Annotated in this window: 15 protein-coding genes; 2 read left to right on the forward strand and 13 right to left on the reverse strand. The window is 68.4% G+C overall.

From position 1 onward, the window contains the following. On the forward strand, window positions 1-1,713 hold the full coding sequence (locus EZ313_RS07255; RefSeq protein WP_135262513.1) for a sensor domain-containing diguanylate cyclase: 1,713 nt from the start codon (window positions 1-3) through the stop codon (window positions 1,711-1,713). Here EZ313_RS07255 and EZ313_RS07260 read toward each other — a convergent pair. From EZ313_RS07260 to EZ313_RS07285, 6 genes are read right to left on the reverse strand one after another with little or no spacing between them, the layout of a single operon-like run. After that, window positions 1,710-2,534 (reverse strand): DNA alkylation repair protein, encoded by an 825-nt coding sequence (locus tag EZ313_RS07260; protein ID WP_240788548.1) that lies wholly within the window; start codon window positions 2,532-2,534, stop codon window positions 1,710-1,712. The two genes, EZ313_RS07255 and EZ313_RS07260, sit on opposite strands and share 4 nt — an antisense overlap. Before the next feature lie 8 nt (window positions 2,535-2,542). After that, window positions 2,543-3,136, reverse strand: a complete 594-nt coding sequence (locus EZ313_RS07265) for an SCO family protein (protein ID WP_135262514.1) — start codon at window positions 3,134-3,136, stop codon at window positions 2,543-2,545. Between the two features lie 9 nt (window positions 3,137-3,145). Then, entirely contained in the window at window positions 3,146-4,015 is an 870-nt protein-coding gene (gene cyoE, locus EZ313_RS07270; protein ID WP_135262515.1) for a heme o synthase, read from the reverse strand. Next, entirely contained in the window at window positions 4,012-5,169 is a 1,158-nt protein-coding gene (locus tag EZ313_RS07275) for a COX15/CtaA family protein (protein ID WP_135262516.1), read from the reverse strand. Before EZ313_RS07275 ends, cyoE begins: the two co-directional genes overlap by 4 nt. Then, the gene (locus EZ313_RS07280) at window positions 5,166-5,879 is read right to left on the reverse strand and encodes an SCO family protein (protein ID WP_135262517.1); all 714 of its coding nucleotides are present in this window, start codon (window positions 5,877-5,879) and stop codon (window positions 5,166-5,168) included. The genes EZ313_RS07275 and EZ313_RS07280 overlap by 4 nt, the downstream gene beginning before the upstream one ends. Beyond that, on the reverse strand, window positions 5,830-6,555 hold the full coding sequence (locus EZ313_RS07285) for an SURF1 family protein (protein ID WP_135262518.1): 726 nt from the start codon (window positions 6,553-6,555) through the stop codon (window positions 5,830-5,832). Before EZ313_RS07285 ends, EZ313_RS07280 begins: the two co-directional genes overlap by 50 nt. Before the next feature lie 24 nt (window positions 6,556-6,579). Here EZ313_RS07285 and EZ313_RS07290 point away from each other — a divergent pair, with 24 nt between their 5' ends. Then, window positions 6,580-6,801, forward strand: a complete 222-nt coding sequence (locus tag EZ313_RS07290) for a twin transmembrane helix small protein (RefSeq protein WP_205960345.1) — start codon at window positions 6,580-6,582, stop codon at window positions 6,799-6,801. A gap of 67 nt (window positions 6,802-6,868) precedes the next feature. On the opposite strand, the gene EZ313_RS07295 is transcribed toward EZ313_RS07290, so the two are convergent. The 7 genes from EZ313_RS07295 to EZ313_RS07320 are packed head-to-tail and all read right to left on the reverse strand — an operon-like array spanning window position 6,869 to window position 12,099. Further along, on the reverse strand, window positions 6,869-7,750 hold the full coding sequence (locus tag EZ313_RS07295; RefSeq protein WP_135262519.1) for a cytochrome c oxidase subunit 3: 882 nt from the start codon (window positions 7,748-7,750) through the stop codon (window positions 6,869-6,871). A 60-nt stretch (window positions 7,751-7,810) separates the two neighbouring features. Beyond that, entirely contained in the window at window positions 7,811-7,987 is a 177-nt protein-coding gene (locus tag EZ313_RS07300) for a DUF2970 domain-containing protein (protein ID WP_135262520.1), read from the reverse strand. Then, window positions 7,984-8,550 carry a cytochrome c oxidase assembly protein gene (locus EZ313_RS07305; RefSeq protein ID WP_420849300.1) on the reverse strand — a complete coding sequence of 189 codons (567 nt, stop codon included), beginning with the start codon at window positions 8,548-8,550 and terminating at the stop codon, window positions 7,984-7,986. Before EZ313_RS07305 ends, EZ313_RS07300 begins: the two co-directional genes overlap by 4 nt. Before the next feature lie 31 nt (window positions 8,551-8,581). Further along, entirely contained in the window at window positions 8,582-8,695 is a 114-nt protein-coding gene (locus EZ313_RS23580) for a cytochrome oxidase small assembly protein (protein ID WP_240788549.1), read from the reverse strand. 13 nt (window positions 8,696-8,708) lie between these two features. Further along, a complete protein-coding gene (ctaD, locus tag EZ313_RS07310; RefSeq protein ID WP_135262522.1) occupies window positions 8,709-10,391 on the reverse strand; it encodes a cytochrome c oxidase subunit I in 1,683 nt (560 codons plus the stop codon). Window positions 10,392-10,416: 25 nt separating this feature from the next. Continuing rightward, window positions 10,417-11,574 (reverse strand): cytochrome c oxidase subunit II, encoded by a 1,158-nt coding sequence (coxB, locus tag EZ313_RS07315; protein ID WP_135262523.1) that lies wholly within the window; start codon window positions 11,572-11,574, stop codon window positions 10,417-10,419. A 42-nt stretch (window positions 11,575-11,616) separates the two neighbouring features. Further along, window positions 11,617-12,099, reverse strand: coding sequence for a DUF2244 domain-containing protein (locus tag EZ313_RS07320; protein ID WP_135262524.1), 483 nt, complete (start codon window positions 12,097-12,099; stop codon window positions 11,617-11,619). Window positions 12,100-12,131 lie beyond the last annotated feature (32 nt).

A 12,131-nucleotide genomic window follows, 5' to 3' on the forward strand; every position in this document is an offset into this window, starting at 1 on the left:
GTGCGGTTTTTGCTCATCCATGGGCGCGACTTGATGTGCGCCTGCTTTCTCCTCATCGCCGGGCCGGCGATCTGCCAGGTCCTGCCCTTGCCGCTGACGCTGGGGCCCGAGCCGGGCAGCGCGCCGTTGGAGGGCCGCGCCGTGTACTGGGTCGACCCGGACCGGACCAAGACGCCCGACGAACTGGAGCGACAGGCCGCGGACACCCCTTGGGCCGTGCGCTCTCCCGGGATGCAGCACCGTCTGGACGGGCAGGCGCTCTGGGTGCGCTTTGATGCGGAAGTGCGGGGGAGCGAAGCCTGGTATCTCACGATCGGCTCGTCCGGCATCGACCGCGTGCAGCTGTTCCACCGCACCGAAGACGGCCGCTGGCGCGCGCAGGAAGCGGGTGACAGCGTCCCCGTGTCGCAATGGCCGGTGCCCGGCCGCGTCCCCACCTTCGAACTCGCGCGTCCGAGCGGCAAGGCGGTCAGCTACCTCGTTCGCATCGAGCACGAGCGTGTCAACTTCGGCGCCGAGCTCACGCTGCAAAGCCAGAGCCGGCTGCTGGAAGTGCGCGAGATCGAGCAGTTCCTCATGGGCGGCTACTTCGGCGTCGCCGTGCTGCTCGCACTCGTGGCGCTGGCCAACGCGGCGACCTACCGGGACCGCAACTTCGCGTCGTACGCGACGTACCTGATCGTGTTCACCCTCGGCCAGGCGGCGTACCTCGGGGTGGGCGCGCAGCACCTGTGGAACCAGGCGCTGGAGTGGAACGCCCTGTCCACGTTCCTGCTGCCGGGACTATCGGCAGTGGCCGCCTTGTGGTTCGTGCAGGTGGTGACGGAGCCGGCCCGGTTCTCGCGATGGCTCAACCAGCTCGTGTGGGCGCTGATCCTCGCGCTGCTGGTGGCCGTGATCCTGGACACCTGGTTTCCGAGCCGCGCCATCCTGCTCACGAGGCTCGGCCTCACTGCCCTGTCGCTGGTGCTCGTCTGCGCGCTGATCGGCCTGGTCTGGCGCAAGGGCGACGACGCCGAGATCCGCATCATCGCCCTGGGCTTCGTCCCGGTGCTCGTGATGGCGCTGTTCCCGATCGCGCGCGGTTTCGGGCTGGTGCCCAACAGCCTCCTGACCCGCTACGGCCTGGCGCTGGGCGCTGCGGTGGAGATGCCGATCCTGTTCTACGCGCTCAGCCGCCGCGGGGCTCGCCGGCGCGAGGCGCAGCTGCGCGCGTCCGCGCTGCCTCACACGGACACGCTCACCGGCCTGGCCGACCGGCGCCACCTGCTGCATCGCCTGGACGCGGCGCTGCGCCGCGCGCGCGGGCAGAAGCACCCCTGCGCCCTGCTGGTGGTGCGATTGGCCAATTACGACTGGATCCTGAGCGAGTACGGCCGCGACATGCTGGATCGCGCGCTGGTCGTCACGGCGTCGCACCTTCGCCGCTGCGCCGCCGACGTGGACCTCGCCTCCCGCGTGGACGAGCGCGACTTCGCGCTGCTGCTGGAAGGACCGGCCAACAGCGACCAGGCCAACGCCCGCGCGCAGCAGGTGGTGGCTAGCGGACTGAGGCCTTCGCAGGCGCTGCCGCCGGAGCTGACGTTGCGTCTTCAGGTCGTGGTCGCGATGCTGCCCGGTGAGCAGCCCGACGCGGCCGCGACGCTGCAGTGGACGCTTGCTGCGGCCGCATCGGTGAAGCCGGACTCCCGCAAGCAGATCCGCATGCTCTAGTCCTCCTGGGTCGCGGACTTGTTCAAGGTCCTGAGGGCCCGGCGAACGATGTAAGCCGTTTCCGGCGTTTTCGATTCGCGGCGCCAGCGGGCGCAGTGCTGCTCCACCCACTGCGGCTGCGTGCGGCTCGCGTCATTGAGCCAGTTGGCCACGGAGTTGCGCACGTAGAGGCTCGGATCCGACTTCAGCGGCTCCAGCAGCGGCAACGCGCGCCAGGGCTCTGCCTTCAACGCCGGCACCGGAGGGCACCAGACGCCGTGCGGGCGCGTGAGTTCGGAAGCGAAGCGGCGCACGTTGGGATCGGCATCTAGCACCCAATCGCGCAGCAGCGCGACCACGGCATCGGGATCCCGCACCACCTCCGCGCGCAGCGCCAACCACGCCATCTCGCGCACGCCGAAATGCGGGTCGATGGCGAACCTCCGCACCGCAGCCAGCTTGGCCGGCAGCGACAACCCGGAGCAGGCGATCCATTGCGCGGCCCAGGATCGCGCGACGTCGCTCGGGTGCGTGGCCAGCGCGTGCGCGATGCGGTCTCGCTCCGGATGCGCCGCGGTGAGGTCGTACAGCGCCAGCGCGACATGGTCGTGCCGCCGGATCGGCTTGAACGAGCCCAGCATCGCGAGCGTGTCCTGCAGTCGCTCGGCCTGCGGGTCCAGGCCGATGTCGCGGGCCACATTGCACGCCAGGCGCGCCAGGTCCAGCGCCAGGAATTCGTTGAGGTTGACGGTCGGCAGCAGGCCTTCGTTCAGGGCCTCCAGCACCTCGGGCGGGATGAGCGCGATGCGCGCGGCGCCGCGGCGTTGCAGCAGGTGCTGCACCACGGCGCTCAGGCCTGCAGCAGCTGCTTGAGGTCGTTGGCCAGCGCCTGCGGGCCGCTGCCGTAGCGGGAGTACAGGCGCAGGCGGCCCTGCGGGTCGTAGACGAAGCTGGCGGCCGAGTGGTCCATCGTGTAGCTGCCCGGCGTCTTGGTTTCCACCTTCTTGTAGTAGACCTTGAAGTCCTTGGCGACGGCCGCCGTCTGCTCGGGCGAGCCGCGCAGGGCCACGAAGTCCGCGCCGAAGTTGTTGACGTACGCCCTGAGCACCTCGGGCGTGTCGCGCTCGGGGTCGATGGTGATGAAGACGCCCTGCACCTTCTGGCCGTCGGGGCCGAGCAGCTGCCTGGCCTGCGCGATCTCGGCCAGCGTTGTCGGGCACACGTCCGGGCACTGGGTGAAGCCGAAAAACACCACCACGGCCTTGCCGCGGAAGTCCTTCAGGCTGCGCACCTTGCCTTCGGTGTCGGGCAGCTGGAAGTCGCGCGCGTACTCGGCGCCGGTCAGGTCGACGGAGGTGAACTGTGGCTTGCGCTCCCCGCACGCGGCGAGCGTGGCGGGCAGCGCGCCGGCGGCGATCAGTCGAAGGGCGTGGCGTCGGTCCATGGCGTCACCTTACAGCAGGTAGTGGTCCAGCAGGAGCGCGGCGAACAGCACGCTCAGGTGGATGAGGGAAAAGCGGAAGGTCTTGCGCGCGAGCGCATCAGAATACTCGCGCCAGAGCCGGAAGCCGTACCAGGTGAACCCGGCGCTCAGCGCGAGCGCCGCCAGCAGGTACAGCCAGGAGCTCATCCCGATCGCGAAGGGCAGCAGGCAGGCGGCGAACAGCACCAGCGTGTACAGCAGGATCTGCAGGCGGGTGAACTCGCTGCCGTGCGTCACCGGCAGCATCGGCAGGCCCGACTTGCGGTAGTCCTCGACGCGGTACAGCGCCAGCGCCCAGAAGTGCGGCGGCGTCCACAGGAAGATGATGAGGAAGAGCACCAGCGCTTCGGGCCCGACGTCGCCGCGCATCGCGGCCCAGCCCAGCACCGGCGGCATGGCGCCCGAGGCGCCGCCGATCACGATGTTCTGCGGCGTGCGCGGCTTGAGCACCACGGTGTAGATGACCGCATAGCCCACGAACGTCGCGAACGTGAGCCACATCGTGAGCGGGTTCACGCTGACGTACAGCAGCGCGCAGCCCAGCGCGCACAGCACGGCCGAGAAGATCAGCGTCTGCGAATCGGACAGCTCGCCCTTCGCCGTGGGGCGCCAGGCGGTGCGCCGCATCTTGGCGTCGATGCCCTTCTCGATCAGGCAGTTGAACGCCGCGGCCGCGCCGGCCACGAGCCAGATGCCCAGCGCCGCAAAGGCCGCGATACGCAGGTCTTCGGCGCTCGGGGCCCCGGGCACGGCGAGCACCATGCCGATCACGGCGCAGAACACGATCAGCTGGACGACCCGGGGCTTCGTGAGGGCGTAGAACTGGGCGAAGCGGGTCATGTCCCGAGCTCCTTGCCGGGCGCGATCCGCAAGCCCGCCACGCTCGGCTCGCCGCCACGCACCACGCGGCTCTCGCACAGCGCCCAGGTCAGCACCACCACCAGCGCCGCGGCCCCGCCCGTGTGCGCGAGCGCTCCGAGAAGGGGCCAGCCGAGCACCACATTCGACAACCCGCTCAGCAGCTGCCACGCAGCCAGCGCCGCCAGCACGCGGGCCTGCCGGGGGAGCGCCGCACGAAGCTGCCAGGCCGTCGCGAACAGCAAGGGCAGCACGACATAGGCGGCCAGGCGGTGCACGTAATGCTTCGCCGTCAACGCCGCGAAACTCACGTTGCCGCCGTCGGAAGTGACGCCCAGCGGACGCCAGATGTCGAACGCCTGGCCGAAGTCCATCTCGGGCCACCAGCGGCCGTGGCAGGTCGGAAAGTCCGTGCAGGCCAGCACCGCGTAATTGGTGCTCACCCAGCCGCCCAGGGCCACCTGCAGCCACACGGCAGCGAACGTCGCCAGCAGCAGCGCGCGAAGGCCGGCGCCCAGCCCGACCCGCGCCGATGCGCCTTGCGCGTGCCGGTACTCCACGGCCTGGCGGCACAGCAACGCGAGCAGCACCAGCCCGCCCAGCAGGTGCAAGGTCACGATCGCGGGGAACAGCTTCATCGTGACGGTCAGCGCGCCGAAAGCGCCGACCAGGCAGACCCACGCCAGGCTCGCGGTCGGCCACCAGGGGCTCACCGGCAGCACATGGTGACGCCGCAGCGTCCAGGTGGCGGCTGCCAGCGTGAGGATCAGGACACCAACGCCCATCGCCAGGTAGCGGTGGATCATCTCGATCCACGCCTTGGTGTGCGTGACCGGGCCGGTGGGCATCTGGGCCTGTTCGGCGCTGATCTGCTCCACCGCGCCGAAGGGGCTGGCGCTCGCATAGCAGCCCGGCCAGTCCGGGCAGCCCAGGCCCGAGTCGGTCAGGCGCGTGAAGGCGCCGAAAAGCACCAGGTCGAACGTGAGGAACAGCGTCAGCCCCGTAAGCATGGCAAGGCGCCGCGCCGGCGCGGCCTTGCGGCTGCGCAGCCACAGCCAGGCGAGCGGCCCCAGCGCCACCACGATGCCCAGCAGCATCAGGCGCAGCACGGGGGACAGGTCGACCAGTGCCGTCATCGCGTCCTTCCGGCCTGGTCCCAGCCCGCGGAGGCGCGCATCAGCCGCTCGAGGTCGCGCTTGGCCTTGGCCGCGCCCTCGCGATCCAGGCGGGCCGGAAAGCGCATCATCCAGTGCCCGAGCGGGTCCACCACGTACAGGTGCTCGTCCAGGGCTGCGCCGGCGGCGGGCTGCAGCCATTGCGCCAGCCGCTCGCGCGGCACGCGCAGCACGGTCGCCTGTGCGAGCGCGGGCCGCAGCTCGGGACGCACGGGCGCCGCGTCGTCGATCAACCAGACCCAGTCGACGCGGTCCTTGTCCTTGCCGAGCGCCTCCCGCATCTGGCGCTGCAGGTACAGGTGGTTCTCGCACAGCGCCGGGCACGCGCCGCTGCCCACGCTCACCAGCAGCCACTGGCCCTTGAGCTCCGGCAGCGGCACCGGCTGGCCGTCCAGCGTCGAGGCCGCGAGCGCGGGCATCGGCCGCTGCGGCTCGATCAGCTCGCCGAAGCTGCGGCGACCTTCCGGGCGCAGCACGTAATAGGTGAAGTAGGACGCGATGACCGGCGCGGCGCAGATCAGCATCACGACGAACATCTTGAAGCGGCCGCGCGCGGTGCGCTGCGCTTCCTCGACCTCGCGCGGGCCGGGCAGCGAATGGACGGTCAGGTCCAGCGGCTGGTCAAACCTGTCGGGCCTGGCGGCGGGGTTGGATGAACTGGAACCAGACATAGAGGATGGCGATCAGGCCGCACAAGGCCCACCACTGGAAGGCGTAGCCGTAGTTGGTTTCGGGGCCGCGGCCGGCGCCCGCCTCGGGCCAGTCGCGCTGCAGCCCCTGCGAGGCGGGCCCGGTCTGCTGCACGCTCACGTCCTGCAGCAGCTTCAGGCGGGTTTCGGCCGCGAACGGCGTCAGGTCGAGATTTTGCCGGATGGGCCCGGCGCCGGCTGGGCCGAACTCGTATAGCTTGGCCGGCGGCGGGGCGATGCGGCCGGTCACCTCCACCTCGCCGGCCGGGGTCTCGATGACGGGCAACTGCTCGCGCTGGACGAAGTTGCGCGGCGCCCAACCTCGCTGGACCAGCACCGCGGCGTCCGATCCCGAAAGCTTCAGCGGCGTCACGACGTAGAAGCCGACCTTGCCGCCCATCTGGCGGTTGTCGAGGAACACGGTGTGCTCGGCGACCCAGCGGCCTCGCAGCAGCACGGGCCGGTACACCGCGGAGTGGCGCTCACCCGAGAGGAACTCCGCCTGCGAAAGGGGTGTCAGCCGTTTCTGCGTCGACACTGCATCGGCCAGCGCCTCCTTCTGGTGGGCGCGGCCGAGCTGCCACATGCCCAGCGCGAACGTGGCGCCGATGCCCAGGACTGCCGCGAGCGTGGCGGCCCAGAAGCGCCAGCCCGTCATGCCCCGCACCGGATAATCGGCGCCATGAAAAATCTCGTGGTGCTGGGCTTCATCGCGATCATCGCCAGCCTCGGCACGGCCCTGTTCTTCATGCTGCGCGGCGACCAGGAAGGCAAGCCCAAGTCCGCCGGCATGGCGCGGGCGCTGGCGTTCCGAGTGGGCTTTTCCATCCTGTTGTTCCTGTGCCTGCTGCTGGCCTGGAAGCTGGGCTACATCAATCCGACGGGCATTCCCGCCGGCGCCTGAACGCACCGGCCTCCTGCAAAGCACAAGGCGCCCCGCGGGGCGCCTTGTGCTTCGTGCTCGCGCGTCCTCAGGTCCAGTAGACCAGCGTGTACAGGCCCAGCCACACCACGTCCACGAAGTGCCAGTACCACGCCGCGCCCTCGAAGCCGAAGTGGCGCTGCGGGGTGAAGTGGCCCGCCATCAGGCGCAGCGTGATGAACAGCAGCATCAGCATGCCCACGATCACGTGGAAGCCGTGGAAGCCGGTGAGCATGAAGAAGGTGGAGCCGTACGCGCCCGAAGACAGTTTCAGGTTCAGGTCGGTGTAGGCATGGAAGTACTCGTAGCCCTGCACGCAGATGAAGGCGGCGCCGAGGATCACGGTGATCCACATCCACAGGATCGTCTTGGCGCGCTTGTTGGCGATCAGCGCATGGTGCGCGATGGTCAGCGTCACGCCCGAGGACAGCAGCAGCGCCGTGTTGATGGTCGGGAGCCACAGCGGGCCCATGGTCTGGAAAGGATCGATGATGCCGGCCGGCGACGCGGTGGCGCCCGGCGCGACGCTGGGCCATACCGCCTTGAAGTCGGGCCACAGCAGCGCGTTGTCCAGGCCGCCTAGCGCAGGCACGGAGTGCGAGCGCATCCACCACAAGGCGGTGAAGAACGCGCCGAAGAACATCACCTCCGAGAAGATGAACCAGCTCATGCTCCAGCGGAACGAGAGGTCGATCTTGCGGCCGTACTGCCCGCCCTCGCTCTCGCGGATGGCGTCACGGAACCACTGGAACAGCACGCCGAAGAGCCACAGCATGCCGGCGAGGACCAGCCACTTGCCCCAGTCGGCGCCGTTGATCCACTGCGCCGCCCCGAAGATGACGAACAGCAGGCCAAGCGCCGCGAACGACGGATGCCGCGAGGGATGCGGAACGAAGTAGTACGGCGCGGTGCCGCCGGTGGTGGGTGTCATGTTTTCTCGACTCCTGCTTTCGATTCTTTTGCGATCGCTACGCGATCCCTGTTCCGACGCTCAGACGATCCAGTTGACCAAGGCGATGAGGCCGGCCACGAACAGCGCCACCAGCACCAGCGCCACGGCCACCACGTGCAGCGGGTTGAGGCGCTGCATGTCCTCCTCCAGGCCGCTGCGCTTGCGGATGCCCAGGAACGACCAGGCCACCGCGCGCATCGTGCGCAACACGCTCATCCACGCTCTCCGCTCCGCTGGGCAGGCGCGGCGGCCTGCGGCGCCTGGGGCGTCTTGGCGCCCACCTCGAAGAAGGTGTAGGACAGGGTGATGGTCGTCACGTCGCTGGACAGCTTGGGATCGATGACGAAAGCCACCGGCCACTGCTTCTTCTCGCCCGGCTCGAGCGTGTACTGCTCGAAGCAGAAGCACTCCAGCTTGTTGAAGTGCGCGGCGGCCTGGCGCGGCGCGTAGCTGGGGATGGCCTGGGCCGACATGCGGCGGTCCTGCACGTTCTCGAATTCGTACATCACGGTGGCCAGCTCACCCGGATGGACCTGGATCGACGCCTTCTGCGGCTTGAACTGCCAGGGGCCGCGCGAGTTGGCATCGAACTCCACCGTGATGGTGCGGCTGCGGTCGATCTGCGTGTTGGCCGCGGCGGTGGAGCCGCCCGGCACCTGCTTTTCGCCGAGCGCGAGGATGTTGATGCCGGTGAGTTCGCAGATGTGCTTGTAGATCGGGATCAGCGCGTAGCCGAAGACGAACATGCCGGCGGCGACCACCGCCAGCTTGCGCACCATCCTCCGGTTTTCCGCCTTCAGGCCCACGGCGTCAGCCTCCGATCAGCAGCAGCTTGGCCACGAAGCCGATGCCGAAGGCCAGCGCCACCGACGCCAGGATCAGGCCCAGGCGGCGGTTGGCTTTCTTCTGCTCTTCGCTCGTCACGGTGTTTGCGGCTTCAGTGGGCCGCACCGGCGTTGCGGTTGACCGACGACGGCACCGCGTCCAGCACGCGCGTCGCGGTCACGTCCAGCCTGGGCGGCACTTCGAAGGTGTGGAAGGGCGCCGGCGACGGCACTTCCCACTCGAGGCCTTCGGCGCCGCGGCCGTTCGGATCATTCCAGGGGCGCTGGCCGGCCGGCGCGCCGCGGCCGCGCATGACGGGCAGCACCACGAAGATGAAGAAGTACACCTGGGCTAGGCCGAAGGCGAAGGCGCCGAGCGAAGCCCACAGGTTGAAGTCGGCGAACTGCATCGGGTAGTCGGCATAGCGGCGCGGCATGCCGGCCAGCCCGAGGAAGTGCATCGGGAAGAAGGTGACGTTGAAGGAGATCAGCGACCACCAGAAGTGGATCTTCCCGCGCGTCTCGTCGTACATCACGCCGGTCCACTTGGGCGACCAGTAGTAGAAGCCCGAGAAGAGGGCGAACAGCGAGCCGGCCACCAGCACATAGTGGAAGTGGGCCACGACGTAGTAAGTGTCCTGCAGCAGCAGGTCGATCGGCGCCATGGCCAGGATCAGGCCGGTGAAGCCGCCGATGGTGAACACGAAGATGAAGCCGACGGCGAACAGCATCGGCGTTTCGAACGTCATCGAGCCCTGCCACATCGTCGCGATCCAGTTGAAGATCTTCACGGCCGTGGGCACCGCGATCAGCATGGTCGCGTACATGAAGAACAGCTGGCCCGTCACCGGCATGCCCGTGGTGAACATGTGGTGCGCCCAGACGATGAACGACAGGATGGCGATCGAACTGGTCGCGTACACCATCGAGGCGTAGCCGAACAGGCGCTTGCGCGAGAAGGCGGGCACGACCTGGCTGATGATGCCGAAGGCCGGCAGGATCATGATGTAGACCTCGGGGTGGCCGAAGAACCAGAAGATGTGCTGGTACATCACCGGGTCGCCGCCGCCGGCCGGGTTGAAGAACGTGGTGCCGAAGTGGCGGTCGGTCAGCGTCATCGTGATCGCGCCGGCCAGCACGGGCATCACCGCGATCAGCAGGTAGGCCGTGATCAGCCAGGTCCACGCGAACATCGGCATCTTCATCAGCGTCATGCCGGGCGCGCGCATGTTGAGGATGGTCACGATGATGTTGATCGAGCCCATGATCGAGCTGGCGCCCATGATGTGCATCGCGAAGATGCCGGCGTCCATCGACGGGCCCATCTGCAGCGTCAGCGGCGCGTACAGCGTCCAGCCGGCCGACGGCGCGCCGCCGGGCATGAAGAACGAGCCGACGAGCATCAGGCCCGCGGGGATCAGCAGCCAGAAGCTGAAGTTGTTCATCCGCGCGAACGCCATGTCCGCCGCGCCGATCTGCAGCGGGATCATCCAGTTCGCGAAGCCCACGAACGCCGGCATGATGGCGCCGAACACCATGATCAGGCCGTGCATGGTGGTCAGCTGGTTGAACATCTCCGGGTTCACCAGCTGCAGGCCGGGCTGGAACAGCTCGGCGCGGATGCCCATGGCGAGCAGGCCGCCGAACATCAGCATGAAGAACGAGAACAGCAGGTAGAGCGTTCCGATGTCCTTGTGGTTGGTGGCGTAGACCCAGCGGCGCCAGCCGACGGGGGCATGGTCGTGGTGGTCGTCGTGCCCGTGCGCGTGGCCGTGGGGATCGAGAACTGCGCTCATGGGGTTTCCTCGGGATGCCTTGTGTTTACTTGCCGCGCTGCGCCAGCACGTCGGCCGGCTGGACCACCTGGCCGGTCTTGTTGGTCCATGCGTTCTTGGTGTAGCTGATCACCGCCGCGATCTCGGTGTCGGACAGCTGCTTCCAGGCCGGCATGGCGTTGCGGCCGTTCAGCACGATCGCGATCTGCTTGGTCTTGTCGGTGTCCGTCACGATGGGCGAGCCGGCCAGCGGCTTGTTGGCGCCGGCGCCCGCGCCGGTGGGCAGGTGGCACACCGCGCAGTTCTTGTTGTAGACCTGCTCGCCGCGGGCCACGATGTCGGTCAGCGTCCAGACCTTGCCCGGGTCGTCCATCTTGGCGGCCATCTTCTTCTGCTGCTCGTTGACCCAGGCGGTGTATTCCTGCGCCGAGACCACCTTGACATGGATCGGCATGTAGGCGTGCTCCTTGCCGCACAGCTCGTAGCACTGGCCGTAGAAGTCGCCGGTCTTCTCGCTGCGGAACCAGGTGTCGCGCACGAAGCCGGGGATGGCGTCCTGCTTGATGCCGAAGGCCGGGACGCCCCACGCGTGGATCACGTCGTTGGCGGTCGTGATGATGCGGACCTTCTTGTTGACGGGCACCACCAGCGGGTTGTCGACCTTGAGCAGGTAGTTGTCGGGCACGTCGCCCTTGGCGCCGGCGTTGGAGATCTCGCGGTGCGTGCTGTCCAGGGTGGACAGGAAGGACAGGCCGGAGCCCTCGCCGTTGAGGTAGTCGTAGCCCCACTTCCACTGGTAGCCGGTGGCCTTGATGGTCACGTCGGCGTTGCTGGTGTCCTTGGACGCGACCAGCACCTTGGTGGCCGGCAGCGCCATCAGGATCACGATGACGAACGGGATCAGCGTCCAGATGACCTCGACCGTCACCGACTCGTGGAAGTTGGCCGCCTTGTGGCCCACCGCCTTGCGGTGCTTCCAGATGGAATAGAACATCACCGCGAAGACCAGGATGAAGATCACCGTGCAGGTGATCAGCATGAACCAGTGCAGCCAGGCCTGCTCGACCGCGATGCGGGTGGCCGCCGCGTGCAGGTTCAACTGGCGCACCGCCGGCCCGCCGGGCAGGTCGTTGACGGCGGCATGGGCCGCGCCGGCCGCCAGCGCGCCCGCGAGGACCGCCGGCATCTTCGAAAGGCTCTTCATCGTTCTCGGTTCCGATCTACTCAATCACAAATCCGTCCGCCCTCACGGGGCCACGACCCGCTCGCGCAGGGCGCTCCTGATCTCCTGCGCCAGCAGCGGCCGCAGCTCGGGACGCACGTAGCGCCCGACCACGACGGAACGCCCGCGCCCCGACACCTCGATCAGCGACCGGCGATCCGCCCGCGGCTCCACGCGCACCCACGTGGGATCGAACTCGGTGCGGTGCAGGTGCCCCCCGCTCTCCAGCTCCACCACCAGCCGCCGGTCCTGCAGGCTGATGCGCTCGCCGTCGGCGGCGTGCCGCGCATAGACCAGGAAGGCCAGTCCGACGGCGCCCAGCTCCAGCCACGCGAACGGCAGGACCAGGGTCGCGCCTTGCAGCCAGAAGAGCGTGGCGATCGCCAGCGACACGACGCAAAGCGAGGCATAGAACCAGCCCAGCTGGGCCGGTGTGACCGAGCAGTTGCGCTTCAAAAACCAGACGATCGCCTGGCCCTGGACTGTCGCGAAACGAAAAACCGGCATCGACGGTGACGTCCACAAAACAACCGGGCATT

It is taken from the genome of Ramlibacter henchirensis (assembly GCF_004682015.1).
Classification (GTDB): domain Bacteria; phylum Pseudomonadota; class Gammaproteobacteria; order Burkholderiales; family Burkholderiaceae_C; genus Ramlibacter; species Ramlibacter henchirensis.